General features: G+C 59.3%; 12 protein-coding genes and 2 pseudogenes. 6 read left to right on the top strand and 8 right to left on the bottom strand.

Going from position 1 to position 15,482, the window contains the following annotated elements:
- The first annotated feature begins 11 nt into the window (after window positions 1-11).
- Window positions 12-212: a tautomerase family protein gene (locus AC0L7S_RS13310; protein ID WP_473471498.1), complete on the top strand. Its 201-nt coding sequence runs from the start codon at window positions 12-14 to the stop codon at window positions 210-212.
- A 77-nt stretch (window positions 213-289) separates the two neighbouring features.
- Here the strand turns inward: AC0L7S_RS13310 and AC0L7S_RS13315 are convergent, their stop codons facing one another.
- Window positions 290-1,195, bottom strand: coding sequence for a dihydrodipicolinate synthase family protein (locus AC0L7S_RS13315; RefSeq protein WP_473471499.1), 906 nt, complete (start codon window positions 1,193-1,195; stop codon window positions 290-292).
- A gap of 132 nt (window positions 1,196-1,327) precedes the next feature.
- Window positions 1,328-2,302, bottom strand: a complete 975-nt coding sequence (locus AC0L7S_RS13320) for a dihydrodipicolinate synthase family protein (protein ID WP_473471500.1) — start codon at window positions 2,300-2,302, stop codon at window positions 1,328-1,330.
- A 270-nt stretch (window positions 2,303-2,572) separates the two neighbouring features.
- Between AC0L7S_RS13320 and aldA the strand changes: the two are divergent.
- Window positions 2,573-4,032, top strand: a pseudogene (gene aldA / locus AC0L7S_RS13325) (aldehyde dehydrogenase).
- A 56-nt stretch (window positions 4,033-4,088) separates the two neighbouring features.
- Here aldA and AC0L7S_RS13330 read toward each other — a convergent pair.
- The 4 genes from AC0L7S_RS13330 to AC0L7S_RS13345 are packed head-to-tail and all read right to left on the bottom strand — an operon-like array spanning window position 4,089 to window position 8,728.
- Window positions 4,089-4,874, bottom strand: a complete 786-nt coding sequence (locus tag AC0L7S_RS13330; RefSeq protein ID WP_473471501.1) for an SDR family NAD(P)-dependent oxidoreductase — start codon at window positions 4,872-4,874, stop codon at window positions 4,089-4,091.
- Window positions 4,871-6,655 carry a hydantoinase B/oxoprolinase family protein gene (locus AC0L7S_RS13335; RefSeq protein ID WP_473471502.1) on the bottom strand — a complete coding sequence of 595 codons (1,785 nt, stop codon included), beginning with the start codon at window positions 6,653-6,655 and terminating at the stop codon, window positions 4,871-4,873. Before AC0L7S_RS13335 ends, AC0L7S_RS13330 begins: the two co-directional genes overlap by 4 nt.
- Window positions 6,648-6,770 carry a hypothetical protein gene (locus AC0L7S_RS13340; RefSeq protein WP_473471503.1) on the bottom strand — a complete coding sequence of 41 codons (123 nt, stop codon included), beginning with the start codon at window positions 6,768-6,770 and terminating at the stop codon, window positions 6,648-6,650. The genes AC0L7S_RS13335 and AC0L7S_RS13340 overlap by 8 nt, the downstream gene beginning before the upstream one ends.
- The gene (locus AC0L7S_RS13345; RefSeq protein ID WP_473471504.1) at window positions 6,767-8,728 is read right to left on the bottom strand and encodes a hydantoinase/oxoprolinase family protein; all 1,962 of its coding nucleotides are present in this window, start codon (window positions 8,726-8,728) and stop codon (window positions 6,767-6,769) included. Before AC0L7S_RS13345 ends, AC0L7S_RS13340 begins: the two co-directional genes overlap by 4 nt.
- A 354-nt stretch (window positions 8,729-9,082) precedes the next feature.
- Here AC0L7S_RS13345 and AC0L7S_RS13350 point away from each other — a divergent pair, with 354 nt between their 5' ends.
- The 4 genes from AC0L7S_RS13350 (at window position 9,083) to AC0L7S_RS13365 (ending at window position 12,686) form a co-directional block, all read left to right on the top strand.
- Window positions 9,083-9,784 carry a GntR family transcriptional regulator gene (locus AC0L7S_RS13350; protein ID WP_473471505.1) on the top strand — a complete coding sequence of 234 codons (702 nt, stop codon included), beginning with the start codon at window positions 9,083-9,085 and terminating at the stop codon, window positions 9,782-9,784.
- A gap of 21 nt (window positions 9,785-9,805) precedes the next feature.
- A complete protein-coding gene (gene dctP / locus AC0L7S_RS13355; RefSeq protein ID WP_473471506.1) occupies window positions 9,806-10,828 on the top strand; it encodes a TRAP transporter substrate-binding protein DctP in 1,023 nt (340 codons plus the stop codon).
- Between the two features lie 87 nt (window positions 10,829-10,915).
- On the top strand, window positions 10,916-11,398 hold the full coding sequence (locus AC0L7S_RS13360; protein WP_473471507.1) for a TRAP transporter small permease: 483 nt from the start codon (window positions 10,916-10,918) through the stop codon (window positions 11,396-11,398).
- Window position 11,399: 1 nt separating this feature from the next.
- Window positions 11,400-12,686, top strand: coding sequence for a TRAP transporter large permease (locus AC0L7S_RS13365; RefSeq protein ID WP_473471508.1), 1,287 nt, complete (start codon window positions 11,400-11,402; stop codon window positions 12,684-12,686).
- Between the two features lie 149 nt (window positions 12,687-12,835).
- On the opposite strand, the pseudogene AC0L7S_RS13370 reads toward AC0L7S_RS13365, so the two are convergent.
- Window positions 12,836-14,850: pseudogene (locus tag AC0L7S_RS13370) on the bottom strand (putative bifunctional diguanylate cyclase/phosphodiesterase).
- Window positions 14,820-15,359: a heme NO-binding domain-containing protein gene (locus AC0L7S_RS13375; protein ID WP_473471509.1), complete on the bottom strand. Its 540-nt coding sequence runs from the start codon at window positions 15,357-15,359 to the stop codon at window positions 14,820-14,822. The pseudogene AC0L7S_RS13370 and the gene AC0L7S_RS13375 overlap by 31 nt, the downstream one beginning before the upstream one ends.
- Between the last annotated feature and the right edge of the window lie 123 nt (window positions 15,360-15,482).

The raw sequence follows: 15,482 nt of genomic DNA on the forward strand, positions 1-15,482 counted from the left end.
GAGTAAATTTCATGCCGGTTATAAGAGTGGAACTGCTGTCGGGACGCACGCTCGAGCAGAAAGGCGAGTTCGCCCGGTCCGTCACGGAACTGGCGTCGGACATTCTGGGATGCAGCCCCGAAGTGGTGTCGGTCATCTACAATGACGTTGCACCGCATGACTGGGCCAATGGCGGCAGGCTGGAATCCGACAAGGCCGCCACCAAGACATAACGCAATTTCGGCGCATCCATTTTCGTTCGCAAAGGGGATACGGGCGCCGGTATGTTCCGGGTGCCCGTATTGTTCGATCAGTCGGTGACAGGCCGGTAACGCGCGAGATCCTTGACGGTCTTTTCAATCACCGCTGTGACGTGCGCGAGTTCCTCGCCTTCGAGTTCCAGCCGCGGTGGGCGCACGCCAGCGGGAGCGCCATAGACGATTTTTTCTGCCAGCTTGATGTATTGGACCAGCTTTACATCCGTATCGAGGTGGAAAGCCGGCGTCATCAGCCTGTAAAGCGGGCGGGCTGCATCGAACTTGCCTGCGCGCGCGGTATTGAAGATTTCGACGCATTCTTTCGGCCATGCGTTCGTCATGCCAGAGACCCATCCGGTAACACCAAGGGCAAGGCTTTCGAGGATGAGGTCGTCGACACCGCAGAAGACGGCGAAACGGTCTTCATATGCATTATAGAGGTCGGTAACGCGCCGGATATCGCCGGTTTCTTCCTTGATGCAGGTGATCGTATCGACGTCGCGCAGGCCTTTGAGCGTCGGTATGTCGACGTCGACCTTATAGGCGATCGGGTTGTTGTAAATCATGATCGGCAAGTCGCTGGCCGAGGCGACGGCCTTGTACCAGGCGATCGTTTCGCGCCGGTCCGTCTTGTAAGCGAGGCTGGGGAACACCATCAGGCCGTTGAGGCCGCGCTGCTGGCAATTCTTCGCCATCGAGACGGCGTCGGCGGTCGAGATCGCGGCAAGGCCCGAGAGCAGGGGTACACGCCCCGCGACGGTCGAGACGGAGAGGTCGAGCACTTCATCGCGTTCCTTCTGGCTGAGCGATGCGTTCTCGCCCAGCATCGGCAAAACGATTATCCCGGAAACGCCGTTTTCGATCAGTCTTTCGATGCTGTGCGCCATGGCATCGGGGTCGAAGCCGCCATTGGCCTTGAGTTTTGTGGTTACTGCAGGGAAGACGCCGCTCCAGGCCATGTTCGTATCCTTTCTCGGAAAATCCGCCGTTCATGCGGCGTGGGCTATTGGTTTTCGTAGTCCGGCTCGTCGCGATCCAACTGGCGCTGGATGCTGGCGAGGTGGAGGCTTCGCCCATGATCTGCTCGCCGGTCAGGCAATCCTGATCGGGGTGACATTGTTGCCCGAAGCGGCATTGTCGGGCACGTGCAGCAGGTGGGATACGGATTGCTCCCATTTCCGGTAGGCCGCGACCATCTGCGCACGCTGCACGGCGGGCGGCGGGACCATCGGTGGCATCAGCCGCAGCCAGTTCGTATCTCCCATCGTGTCGGCAATGATTGCCTTTGCCGAAGGGATGAACGGGTATCGCGATAGAACAGCGTCGGCGTTTCGCAGCGCTTCAACCAGCGGCCGGCCTTCGTAGCTGTTGCGGATATCAGCGAGAGTTCGCATGAAACCGGGCATGATGTTGGCGAGGCCGCAGACCGTGCCCGCGAGGCCCAGCGGGTTCAATTCCGGCAGGTCGATTTCGTTTCCGGTGTAGATCGACATTTCCGCAAAAGAGAGGATGTATTGCCGGGTCAGGTTTGGATCGCCGCCGCTGTCTTTCACGCCGACGACGATGCCCGGATATTTCTCCGCCAGTCGGCGCAGGACGCGCAGCGAAACGGTAACGCCCGAAATGTCAGGGAAGTTGTAGACGAAGAGGCGCAGGTCGTCGCGTCCGATCCGCTCGATGATCTGGCGGTAGAACTCGAAAACGCCATCATCTGTGATTCCACCGCGATACATGCAGGGCGTCATCAGAAGGCAGCCATGGACACCGTGTCCGGTGGCGTGGCGCGCCAGAGTCACCGAATCCTCGAAGGCGAGTGCGCCCGCTGAAACGATGATCCGCCTCGGTTCGATCCCCGCCGAGATGAGCGCATCAAGTGTCGCCATACGGTCGCGGACGGAAAACTCCGGGCCTTCGCCGGTCGTGCCAAAAATGGTGATCCCGTCGACGCCGTAGCTGAACAGGTGGCGTGCAAAGGCAATCAGGCGTTCAGAATCGGGGCGCAGGCTCGTGGTGACAGGTGTTGCGATGGCTGTCGAAAGGTACCTTGAGGGTGGCGGAAATGACATCGCGGAGGTGAGCTCTTGCCGTGAGTGTGATGATCGGTACGTGACAGGATTAATCGCTAATTGTCAACATTCTTCTTGACGGAGACCGGTCACCGGGCAATTGTATATGCGCGCAAGGCAGACACGGCGCGGCATGGAGATCGCGCCGGAGGGAGGGTTGGTGCCCGTAGGGCGCTGTTTGCCCCGCAGGAACGGCGCTGTTTTGTCTTGTGGCGGCGTTGCCCGCCGATCCAAGCCGACCGGGATACAGGAGTTTTTGCTTTGCAGGCTATGAAGGAACTGGTCAAAGGTTCTGACCGCTATCGTCATTTCATTGATGGCGAATGGATCGATTCCACAGTCAAGGAATGGATCGAGGTCGAGAATCCGGCGACGGAGGAGATCATCGCATCGGTGCCGCGCGGCAGCGAGGCCGATGCCGACCGTGCGCTGTCGGCGGCCTGGCGTGCCCAGCCCGATTGGGAAGCTTTGCCACCGATCGAGCGCGCGGAACTTCTCAAGCGTCTCGCGCGGCTGATCCTCCAGAATCGCGAAAGGCTGGCGCAGATCATTATTGCCGAGCAGGGCAAACCACTTGCCGAAGCGCGCGGCGAAATCGAGGGGCTGCTCTTTATCTTTCATATGCGGCTGAAGAAGCGCGCCGCGTGACCGGAGATATCATACCCTCGGACAATCCCAACGAGCAGATCTGGATCCAGAAAGTCGCCCACGGTGTCGTCGTGGCGTTAACGGCCTGGAACTATCCGGCTGCACTGATGTGCCGCAAGATCGGCCCGGCGCTACTGGCCGGCAACACCGTGGTCGTCAAGCCGCATGAAGGCACCCCGCTCTCGAGTTTCGAAATCGCGCAGCTTGCTGTCGAGGCTGGTTTCCCCGCCGGCGTCATCAACGTCGTGTCGGGCACGGGGGAAGGTCTGGGCCAGGCCCTGGTGACGCATCCTTATACGCGCCTCGTCACCCTTACCGGCAGTATACGGGCGGGCAAGGCGATTTTCCGCTCGGCTGCCGACGACCTCAAGGTGCTGCGGCTCGAACTGGGTGGCAAGGCGCCATTCGTGGTCGCGGAGGATGCCGACATTGCCTCTGCGGTGAATGCGGCGGTGTTGTCGCGCTTCGAGAATTGCGGCCAAATTTGCATCTGCAACGAGCGCATGTATGTGCATGAAAAGATTGCTGACGAGTTCACCGAACGTTTCATCAAGGCGGTGGAAGCGCTCAAGGTGGGCGATCCGCGCCAGCTTGTGGATGTTGGTCCCAAATTCAGCCGCGATGAACTGGAGAAAGTGGAGGCCATGGTCGGTACCGCCGTTGGCGCGGGCGCCGAAATCCTCACCGGCGGCAAGCGGATGTCCGGCGGTGAATTTTCAAAGGGCCACTGGTTCCAGCCGACGGTCATGAACGTTGACGACAACGCCATGGAGATCATGCAGAACGAGGTCTTCGGCCCGGTCATACCGATCATGCGCGTCGGTGATTTTGACGAGGCGATGCGGCTGGCCAATGAGAGCCGATACGGTTTATCGGCCTATGTCTTCACCAAGGACATGCGCCGTATCATGCGTCTTACGCGCGAGCTGAAATTCGGTGAGATATATGTGAACAAGCCGGGTGGCGACGTGGTTCAGGCGCATCATGCCGGCCTTCGCGACAGTGGCATTGGAGGCGAGGACGGCAAATATGGCATCGAGGGATATTTCCAGAAGAAGACGATGTATCTGAACTTCAACTAACCTTTCAAAGGTAGGGCTGGATGCAATCTGGCCGGTTTCTTGAGCAATGTGGCAACTTATTCTGGCTGCGACGCGTAGGACGCATAGGCCGAGTAGGCGAGCCAGCCGCAATCCACCGGTAGCACGACCCCGGTAATTGCCGAGGCGGCATCCGAGCAAAGGAAGAAGATTGCTTCCGCGACATCGGACGGTTGAACCAGCCGCTTTATTGCGGACTTGTCGAGAATGGCTTGGGGATCGCGAACGCCTGCGTCAATGCGCGCCTGCATGGCGGGCGTGAGGGTATAGCCTGGCGCGACCGCGTTGACCCGGACGCCCGAGGGACCGAAATCGGCCGCCATCGTTTCCGTCATCGATTTCAACGCCGCCTTCGCAGGGGCATAGGCTGGCTGGGGCGAGGGCCGATAGGTGGTCAGCGAGCACATGTTGATGATGCTACCTGAGCCGGCCTTTGTCATCCGTCGGCCGAAGGCCTGATTGATCAGTAACGTACCGCGAACATTGATCGTCCAGACGGCGTCGAATTCCTCGACCGGCATGTCTGTGAAGCGGATACCGTTTTGCAGGATGCCGCCGGAATTGATCACCGCATCGACGCAGTCGTGTCTTTCATAGGTGCGGGCGGCGAGCGCGGCGATGCTTTCGGCGTCTGCGAGATCGAGTGGTAGCACGCTGACGGACGCGGCACCGGCCGCGCGCGCGGCCTCTCCCACAGTTTCTGCGCGTGCTGCATTAATATCGCCAATCACCACGTTCCAGCCAGCGGTGGCGAAACGCATAACGGTAGCTTCGCCGATCCCGCTGGCACCCCCGGTGACAACCGCTGTTTTTTCAATGTTCATTGGCGGATTTCCTTTTTGGTGTTGTGGGTGGCGCGGAGTCGCTCCCGGTTCGCCTCGGTTGCCATGCTGTCGATGGAACCGTCGCCGGAAAAGAGAATTCCATGATTGCGCATGGCATATTGCGGCGTGATCTTTTCTTGCTTGATGTCGAACGCGATGGCGGCGAGTGCGCGCTCCAGCGGATCGCCATTCCCGCCGCCGCCTGCCTGTTCGTGCCGGATCACAGTGTCCTTGTCGACGATGCGGGTGAGTTTGCCGGGAAGTGGGGCGTTGTCACTGTCGGGGTTCAAGATGTTGCGCGACAGGCTGCCGGGCAGTCCGCCTGCAATCCCGTAGGGTGGCGTGTTGATACGGTCGGCGCGCACTTGCAGCATCGTGTCGTTGACGAGTATTCGGTAGGTTCTGGTCAGACCGAGCCCACCGCGAAACTGCCCTGCACCGCAAGAATCCGGACGCAGGGAATATTCTTCTATGCGCAGCGGATACTGTTTTTCCAAAGTTTCTACTGGCAGGTTCGACATGTTCTGGGCCGGATTGGTAATTGCCTCGATGCCGTCCTTGTCAGCGCGGCCGCCCCATGCTCCGTTGATCATGTCCACCAGCACGAAGGGTTCGCTGGTCTTCTTGTCGTAACCACCCATGGACAGGACCGTGTTGCCGCCTTCACCCGCCGCCATAAGCCGGGCAGGGGCGATTTTGGACAATGCGCCAAGTACGGTATCGACGACCCGGTAGCCGGTGAGCGCGCGCGCGGCAACCGGGGCAGGCATGTCGGGCTTGAGGATCGAATGGTCCGGTGCCTTGACCGTGATCGCGCGGTAGACGCCGGCATTGTTGGGCACATCGCGTTCCAACGCGCAGCGTACCGCCAGATAGGCTGCGGACTTGGTGAAGGAGAAGGTAGCGTTTATCGCGCCGCGAACCTGTGGCGAGGAACCTGCGAAATCGATCTCCAGCGCGTCGCCCTTGACTGTGATCGCGCAGCGGATGGGGATTGTATCCGTGGTGAATCCGTCGCCGTCGATCGCATCTTCGAAGATGTAGGTTCCGTCCGGCCAGGAGGCGATGGATTTGCGGGTCAGGACCTCGCCATAATCAAGCAGCGCGACAAAATAGGCGCGCAGGTCATCATTGCCATAGCGTTCGATCAGCCGGATCAGTTCCCGTTCGCCAGTGCAGCAGGTTGCGTATTGGGCGTCGAGGTCACCGAGCACCAGCGCCGGCAATCGCACATTTGCGCGGAGCAGGTCGAAAAGCGTTTCGTTGCGTTTTCCCGCATCGAACAGACGTATTGGCGGAATGCGCAGGCCTTCCTGGTAGATTTCCGTGGAATCGGCGGCGTTGGAGCCCGGCACGCGCCCGCCCATGTCGCAGTGATGGGCGACGACCACTGAATATCCCTGTAGCCGTCCTTTGAAGAAGATCGGCTTGATCATGAATATGTCGGGCAGATGCATGCCACCGGCATAGGGATCGTTCAGGACGTAGACATCGCCTTCGCGCGCGGTCTTGCCGAAACGATCGACGATCACGTTCATGGCGTCCGGAACCGCGCCGAGATGTAGTGCTACCGTCTTGGCCTGGCTGAGGATCTGGCCGTTGCTGTCGCAAAGCGTCGCCGAATAGTCGAGGACGTCGCGTACGATGGGCGAACGGGCGGTGCGCATGACCGTACCGGCCATTTCTTCGACTATGGCGTCGAGTGCGGATTTGATGACCGCGAAGCTCACCGGATCGGGCCTGAAGCCCTTCGTGTGGGACGTCCGGGAAGGATCAGTCACGGAAAGTCACCACGAGGTTGCCGTGCGGGTCCGGTTGCGCTGTCGCATCGGGCGGAATGGTGAAAGTGGTGTCGGCGCTTTCGAAAATGGCCGGCCCCTCGACTGGTCCTGTCACTTCATGGCGGTCATAGACCGGCGTGACGAGCGGACTAGCGTCGGCTTTGAAAAGACAGAGCGTCGGGATACAGGCGTTGCGTCTGGACCGGCAAGCCTTGCCGCTACGGTCTTGCCCTGTCCGGCTATCGGCCAGTGGGCGCGCAGGCGCAGATTGACGCTCTCGACGCCGTCGGATGAGACATATCCGAACATGTCTTCATAGGAGGCGAGAAAACGGGCGTTCAGGTCGTCGATGGAAAGGCTTTTCGCGAAGGGATCGAACCCGATCTGAAGTTCCGAATCCTGGCCTGAGAAACGCATATCGAGCTCGAATCCGAAGCGGATGGTCGTTACATCGAAGCCTTCGCCGCGCAATTCTTCGCTGGCCTGATGACGTAGCGAAACAGCGGTTTCGCGCAGTTCCATCGGGTCGATCTTGCCGGGCTCGCGGGAAAAAGAACGTATGAAAAAATATTCTACTGCCGCCTCCAGCATGCCCGAGGCAGTGAAAACGCCCGGTTCGGGTGGCACCACCACTTTGCCCATGCCGATGCTTTTGGCAAGGTCGCAGGAATGGTTGGGGCCGGCACCGCCAAAGGCAAAGAGCACGAAATCGCGCGGGTCCTGTCCGCGTTCCACTGTGACGGCGCGAATGGCGCGTGACATATTGGAGTTGGCGATGGCTCGCATTCCCAGTGCAGCCTGTATGATGGTCAGCCCTGCGGGCTTTGCCACATGCTCTTCGATGGCGGCGGCTGCCAGATCAAGTGAAAGCGACATGCTGCCACCTGCCAACCGGTCGGGGAGGTAGCCAAGCACGAGATTGGCGTCGGTGAGGGTAGGGCGGTGGCCACCTGTACCGTAGCAGGCGGGTCCGGGGCTTGCACCGGCGGAAACGGGCCCGACACAAATCAGGCCGCCATCGTCAACATAGGCAATGGACCCCGCGCCATTGCCGATTTCCGCCACATCCACCGTTGGCACCCGCATCAGGTAGCCGCCGGCCTTGATGAAGCGGCTCGGTGTGGAGATGCCGTCCCGGAATTCATATTCGGTCGTGCGGGTCAGTTCCCCGTCCTTGATGAGCGAAGCCGAGGCCGTGGTGCCGCCCATGTCGAAGGCGACGAGATTGGTAATGCCGGAGAGCTTGCCAACGTGGCCTGCTCCGGCCACGCCCGCGGCGCGACCGGAGGAAATGAACATCACCGGCTTCTTCTGTGCAACATGCACCGGGGCGAGACCGCCATTGGAATTGCTGATGAACAGGGGAGCGGAGATGCCGGCAATGCACAGGCCTGCCTGCAATGCGATGAGGTACTCGCGCATCACAGGCAATACATAAGCATTCACCGCGGTGGTCGATGTGCGCTCATATTCTCGCGGCTCAGGCAGGATGGAAACAGAGGTGGTGAGGGCAAGATCGGGCAACTCGTCGCCCAGAATTTCTGCGGCGCGCAGTTCATGGCAGGGGTTGCGGTAGGAGTTGAGGAAACAGAGCGCCAGCGTATCAAGCTTCTCGGCTCTGATGGGCTGTGCGAGAGCGCGCAATTCGTCTTCAGCAAGGGCGGTGACAATGCTGCCATCGGCGGAAATGCGCTCCGTTACCTCGAAACGCAGATCGCGCGGCACCAATGGGGGTGGTTTGTCCCAGGTGAGATCGAACATGCCGGGCGTGCGTAGGCGGCCAATTTCCAGCACGTCGCGGAAGCCCCTGGTGGTGATCAAACCGATCCGGCCGCCGCACTTTTGCAAAATGGCGTTTGATCCGACCGTGGTGCCGTGCACAACCGCTGTGACATCGGCCGGTCGCTGATCTGCTTGCGCCAGAAGTTCGGCCACGCCTGCAAGCACCGCCGCTTCAGGATGTTCGGGTGTTGAGGGAACTTTCTTCGCGAGCCGTTTGCCATGGTCGCTCACGAGAACCAGATCGGTGAACGTGCCACCGATATCGACACCGATGCGTATGCTGGATGGCATGTTGCTCACTTCGCTATCTGACGATAGTTTATTGTCAGCAATCGTCTATGCTGTCAACTGAAGACATCAGGTGGAGGCATCAGGTTGGTCTGTGGCAATCTATAATCAATTGTTGACAATTGACCAATCATGCATTTTGATTATCCATTCCTGTACTGTTTCACTGAAACGAAGACGGACGGGTGAGGGAGGAACATGGGTATCGAACCGCAAGACCGCCGTGTCATTGATAGGTCCGGATATCCGCATTCCCTGACAGGTGGTGGCTGGGGCACGAGACCCTCTTTGGTATTGCAGGCGCTTGTCGTATGAACGATCAGTCTGCTTGCAATTACCAAAAGGAGAAGGGCAAGAATGGTCGTTCTTGAAAGCCTGAAGAGCCAGGACCGGTTGCTGGACCGCCAGGCCGCAAACAGTATCCGGCGTCTGATCGTCAATGGCACCATGCCACCGGCACACCGGTTGCTGGAGTCGGAATTGGCCCGCAATCTCGAGGTTAGCCGCGGCACCATTCGCTCGGCGCTGATGCAACTGACCACCGAGGGGCTGGTGAGTCAGGTTGCGTTCACGAAGTGGGAAGTTGCGCCCGCTTCCGTCCATGAAGCGTGGGAGCTTTACACGTTGCGGTCGGCGCTCGAAGGACTGGCGGCGCGGCTGGCCGCAGAGCGCGCCACGCCGGAAAGCCGGGCACGGCTGGAGAAAGCTTTCGCCGAACTGGAGAAGGCGGCCAAGGCAGGGGTCCGTGAGGCCATCATGGATGCGGACTTCAATTTGCACAGGGTGCTGGTTGGCATGTCCGGGCATGGCCGGCTTGTCCAGGAGCATGAGAAGCTGATCCAGCAGGTGCGTTTCCAGATGACCCATATTGGTTTGACGGCGCGCGACTATCATCACCTTCTGGAAGATCATCGGGCCCTCAAGGACGCCATCGTCAACGGTAGCGTCGAAATGGCCAGCCAACTCGCAGAAAACCACAACAGCGCTGAAGTGGAGCGCCTTCTGGCCGAAGCGGCCAGCGAGAAATCTGCAAAAGCAGCCCGGGAAAAACCGGGCTGACCCAACCCATGGAGAGCTAAAGTGAAAAACAGCAAGCACGGCATTCCTAACATTACCCGCAGAACACTTCTCGCCGCCTCAGGTGCGGTGCTGGCGGCTCCGGCGCTGTCGCGCGTTTCCTTTGCCCAGGACAAGAAGGTTATCCGCATCTCGACGCCCAGCCCGGATTCGGAATGGCAGGCCAAGGGCCTGATGAAGTTCAAGGAAATGGTCGAGGCCAACGCGCCTTCGCTTGCAGTGGAGGTTCATCTAAACGCCACGCTCTTCGATCAGGGCACCGAAATTCCGGCCATGCAGCGTGGCAATCTCGAAGTGGGCATGATCTCGCCGCAGGACATCGCCGGCTACATTCCCGAATACTCGGTCTATACCGCTGGCTATCTGCTGCGCGACGCCGATCACCTTCACAAGGTGTTCGACGACAGCGACGTCGGCCAGGAGTATCGCGACCGGGTGTCGGGCGAGATGGATGTGTCCATCTTGGGCTCGCAGTATCTCGGCACACGCCATGTGATCCTGCGCGAGGCCAAAGATGTGAAAACGCCGGCTGACCTGCAAGGTCTCAGGCTGCGTGTTCCCGGTTCCGATACCTGGCAGTTCCTGGGCAGCGCGCTTGGTGCCAAGCCGACGCCGATTGCGTTCGACGAGGTTTATCTGGCGCTGTCCACCGGCACGGTCGATGGCCTGGAAAACCCGATTGGTGACATGATTGCCGCCAAATTCTACGAGGTGAGCGAGCAGCTCGTTCTGACAGCCCACATGGTCGCGCCGCTGTTCTTTGCTATGTCCAACTCCTTCTGGGACGGGTTGAGCGATGACGAGAAGAAGGTCGTGGGCGATGCGGTGAAAGCGCAGGCGGCCTTTGTGGACGAGGGAACGCTTGCCACCGAGGCCGAGGGGACGAGCCTGCTGGAAGAGAAGGGCTTGAAAGTGACCACGCCCGATCGCGACGCCTTCCGCGAGCACGTCCAGAAGGTCTATCTGGAGAGCGATTACGCCAAGGACTGGCCCGACGGGCTGCTTGACCGGATCAACGCGCTCTGATCCCCGTTTTTCTCTTGCCGGACGACCGGCTGAGACACCACCACGGCCCGTCGCGGGCCGTGGTGGTGCAACTGAAATGGAGCGACAGTGATCAAGCAGTTCTGGGCGTTCGTGACCAAGGCGGCAGAGGTTGCATGCGTCCTCGGGTTTGCGGCTCTCTTCATCATTTTCGTGATGCAGGTTTTTTTCCGCTACGTACTCAACGACCCCTTGTCGTGGACGCAGGAGGTCGCCGGCATCCTGTATGTGTGGATCGTGTGCGTGGGGGCGGCGACCATTGTGAAGGAGCGTGAACATGTCTCTTTCGACCTCGTCTACGAAAGCGTGCGGCCGCAGATGCGCCGCATTCTCGCTCTCACCGGTACGGGTCTGATCCTCGTACTTCTGGTTTTGACGCTTTACGGAAATTACGACTACATCGCGTTCACCGCCCATCAGAAATCCCCTACGCTGCGACTTCCCATGACGGTAGTGTTCAGCGCGTTCGGCGTCTTCATGGTGCTGCTCATCGTCAATTCGGCAATTCGCATCGTTCGTTTGATGCGCAGCGATTGGGACAAGGAACTCTGACATGAGCCTTGCTGCAGCTTTCATGCTGGTCCTGTTCATGCTGGCCGGTGCCATTGGGATGCCGATCGGCTTCGCGATGATCGTGAGTGGCTTCGCCTATCTGCTGGTCACCGGCAAGGACATAGGGCTTGTCAACGCCCAGGGCATCAATGGCCTGTTTTCCTCATTCATCCTTCTGGCGGTTCCGCTATTCATCTTCGCAGCCGAAGTGATGACCTCCTCAAGCATTTCCAACCGCCTGCTGCAGTTTGTTGTCTTGATTGTCGGCCGGGTGCGCGGCGGCCTTGCCTATGTAAACATCATTGTCAGCATCATCTTTGCCGGGATGAGCGGTAGCGCGCTGGCTGACGCTGCCGGTCCGGGCAAATTGATGATTGATATGATGACGCGAAACAACCGTTATCCGCGCTCCTTTGCAGGCGCTTTGACGGCGGCCTCGGCAACGATAGGGCCGATCATTCCACCCTCCATCCCGATGGTCATCTATGGTGCCATCTCGGGAACCTCCATCGGCGCGTTGTTCCTGGCCGGTATCGTTCCCGGTCTGCTGATGGGGCTGGTGCTGGCGATCCAGACATTTTTCGTCGCGCGGCGCAGGAATTTTCCAGTGGAGGCGGCCTTCACCATGCCTGAGGCGCGGCGCGTCTCAATGAGGGTCGTGCCGCCACTCATGCTGCCGGTGATCTTGCTAGGCGGCATCTATTCCGGCGCGGTTACGCCGACGGAAGCGGCGGCCGTTGCTGCACTCTATGCCATCATTCTTGCCATCATCTATCGTGACATGTCGTGGGGCAACATGTGGCAGGTCTTGTTGAACTCTGCGCGTGGTACTGCCATCGTCGCGATCACGGTGGTCGGCGCGCTGTTCTTCAATTATGTGGTGGCTAGCGAACAAATTCCGAACGCAGTAGCGGAATGGATCGCATCCATGTCGCTTTCGCCGACCGCCTTCCTGTTAGTTACGGCCCTGCTATTCCTGGTACTTGGCGCGGTGTTCGATACATTGCTGATGCTGCTAGTGATGGCACCGATCCTGCTGCCGTCCGTGCACGCACTCGGCGTCGACCCGGTGCATTTCGGCGTGGTCATTATCGTCAACATGATGATCGGGCTGATTACGCCGCCCTACGGAGAATTGCTTTTCCTGATCAGTGGCGTTTCGAAGATCCCACTGGCCGAGCTTATCAGGGAGATCTGGGGCTTCATTCTGACCTTGTTGGTCGCCCTGTTTCTGATCATCCTGTTTCCTGATCTCGTGCTCTTCATTCCGCGCGCTGCCGGATATTAGTGCATGTCGCCCAAAAGTGTGCAGCGGTTTTTCAGATAACGACATGCATGAAAACAAAGGCTTAAAGCACTCTGCATGAGCCCCTTTAGACGCGATGGGCTTTAAAGCGGAGTTCAACTTTTCAACGGACGTGGGGTATGCCGCAGCGACTATGAGATGAGTTTCGTTGCGGCGGCACGATCGAGCGGCTTTGAAAAGTAATACCCTTGCGCACTGCGGCAACCCATCTGGCGCAGCAGATCGACATGAGCCTTGGTTTCGGTGCCTTCCGCGATCACGTCCATGTGCAGGTTCTTCGCCAGATCGAGGATCGTCCGAACGATTTCGCGTCCCTGTGTCTGCGTTTGAAGTGCGCTGATGAATGACCGATCGATCTTCAATGTGTCGAAGGGAGTTTGTGCAGGTAGCTGAGGGATGAGTAACCGGTGCCGAAATCGTCAATGCTGACACGGACGCCGAAACTCCGGAGTGACTGAAGGATTCCTACCGTACGCTCGGCATCCTGGATCGTCACGCCCTCGGTAATTTCCAGGCGAATGGTCTCCGGTTTCGCGCCGCTGGCTGTGACGGCTTCAATGACCTGCTCGACGAAATCCGGCTGGTGGAACTGGCGGGGCGAGACATTGACGCTCATCGTCAGCGGTTTATCATCGCGATGCGTTTTCTGCCATTCGGCCAACGTCATGAAGGCCTCGCGCATCACCCAGTTTCCGATATGGACGATGAGACCGGTTTCCTCGGCGATGCCGATGAAATCGGAAGGTGGAACAAGTTCGCCCGAGTTGCGCTGCCAGCGCACGAGCGCTTCGAAACCGGTCAGGCGCTCAGTCTCCAGTGCCACGATCGGTTGGTAGTGCAACACCAGTTCCTTGTTGATCAACGCGCGGCGCAGGTCGCTTTCAAGCGAAAGCCGCCACTTCGCAATCTCGTGCAACGCCTTGTCGAAGACTTCGATCCGTCCGCGCCCGTCCGTTTTTGCGCCGTACATTGCAAGATCGGCATCACGCATGATGTCAGCGGCATTCGCATAACCGGTATCGCTGGAGGCGACCCCGATGCTCGCCGAACTGTAGATGTCCTGTCCTTCAATCGAAATTGGCAGGCGGAGTTCGGCAAGCAGGCGCTCGGCAATGTCAACCGCGACACCGCTATGGCTGAGCCCATCAAGGAGGACGGTGAATTCGTCGCCACCAAGCCGCGCCAGCGTGGTGAAAATGCCGAGATTGCCGGGTTCTTCGGCCTCGACGAGCGCAGCGCCAAGGCGCGAGGCAATTGTCGTCAGGAGGTGATCGCCGGCGGCATGTCCAAGACTGTCGTTGACCAGCTTGAAGCGGTCGAGATCGATGAACAGGACGGCGTAGCCCCTGTCGGGCATGCGGCCATGTTCCGCAACGGCTCTTTCGAGACGGTCCATGAACAAGAGCCGGTTCGGCAACGCGGTCAGCGGATCATGGGTGGCGTCGTGTATCAGCTTTTCTTCGGCATGCTTGCGCTCGATGACACGGCCGAGTTGTGTGCCAATTTGCGCCATCAGGGTGAGTAGCTGGTCATCTGGCTCAAGCGTTTCGCGAGAAAAGAACTCGACGACCGCCATGACATCGTCGCGAACGAGAACGGGAAACGCGAAGGCAGAGCGCAGCCCGCAAGCGCTGGCCACGTTCGCGCGCGGAAAATTAGCGTCCTGCGTGACATCGACGATCCACGAAGCGGCTCCGGTCTCAAGGACACGACCGCCGAGCCCCACGCCGGATCGAAATTCGACCTGCAGGCTCTCCGACAGAAAATCGGCGAAACTCTCCGCGTCCGCTACGTGCCAGAAACGCGTCGGAAGCAGACGTTTGGCGTCGTCGTCGGCGCGCATGTAGACATTGCCTACCGGCCAGCCGGTGTGCCCGCAGATCGCCTCGACGGCGAAGCGAAAGCATTCCTCTACAGTTTCGCTGTGGTTGACCTTTGTTGCAACAGCTTCCAGAAGCACAAGCTGCTGCTGATTGTTGTAGAGGTCGCGCAACCCATTTTCCGCGATGCTCTCGGCTTGCAGGCGCGCTGCACGTTCGCGTTCGAGCCGCCGTTCCAGTTTGAGGATGCGCAGGTTGAGATCAATTGTCAGATCCGCCGCTTCAGCGGCCTGGTTCAGGCGGGCCATCTGACCTCCATCGTGCATCGCTCGTCACCATGCTTCATGCAGCCGTGATGGGTTATTTCCACTTTTTCGCCGAAGAGTTCAGCCGCTCCTTCCATGAAACCGTGCGCCAGGTCGCACATCTTTCGTGGGGAATTGTAGTCCATGAACATGGATCCATTTTCGCCGGGGCGGAAGTGGAAGAACGGACAGTCTGCGCCGGGATAGAGTTTGCGAACTTCCGGGTGGATCATGCTGTTGACGGCCAGCGTGAAATCACGCGCCGTGGCATGTTGATCGAACAGCGCGGGATAGGTTTCCTTCAAGACGGGCATGGCACGCCGACCAAACCACCGCAGAACCTCGCCGCGCGTCATGCCCAACCGGTTGCCGGTGGCATCGGACAATGCGGCGATCTCTGCGTCGGAATAGTTTCCGAGCGAGGTATAGGCGCCATCAAGACCGGTTTCGTCGAGAAGATCATCCCAGACGTCGGGCCCGTGTTCGCGGCGCACGACCTCTTCGAATACGTTGAATATAATGCCCTTCACTAATCCCCCTCGCGTCGCAGCGAACAATCGCCAGAGACGCAGCCGTCACGCTTGATCGTGATCTGATCAACTAAAACTTAAATGCTAATTAATTGAAAACAGTCGCTGTGCCGTGTCGCGCTG

The sequence above is a fragment of the Mesorhizobium sp. G2-6-1 genome, assembly GCF_055809095.1.

What these genes read in the sequence shown, in the direction of transcription:
- AC0L7S_RS13330 (WP_473471501.1), bottom strand. Translation starts at nt 4,874, where the DNA reads ATGAACATTGAAAAAACAGCGGTTGTCACCGGGGGTGCCAGCGGGATC.
- AC0L7S_RS13310 (WP_473471498.1), top strand. Translation starts at nt 12, where the DNA reads ATGCCGGTTATAAGAGTGGAACTGCTGTCGGGACGCACGCTCGAGCAG.
- AC0L7S_RS13345 (WP_473471504.1), bottom strand. Translation starts at nt 8,728, where the DNA reads ATGCCATCCAGCATACGCATCGGTGTCGATATCGGTGGCACGTTCACC.
- AC0L7S_RS13365 (WP_473471508.1), top strand. Translation starts at nt 11,400, where the DNA reads ATGAGCCTTGCTGCAGCTTTCATGCTGGTCCTGTTCATGCTGGCCGGT.
- AC0L7S_RS13315 (WP_473471499.1), bottom strand. Translation starts at nt 1,195, where the DNA reads ATGGCCTGGAGCGGCGTCTTCCCTGCAGTAACCACAAAACTCAAGGCC.
- AC0L7S_RS13350 (WP_473471505.1), top strand. Translation starts at nt 9,083, where the DNA reads ATGGTCGTTCTTGAAAGCCTGAAGAGCCAGGACCGGTTGCTGGACCGC.
- AC0L7S_RS13320 (WP_473471500.1), bottom strand. Translation starts at nt 2,302, where the DNA reads ATGTCATTTCCGCCACCCTCAAGGTACCTTTCGACAGCCATCGCAACA.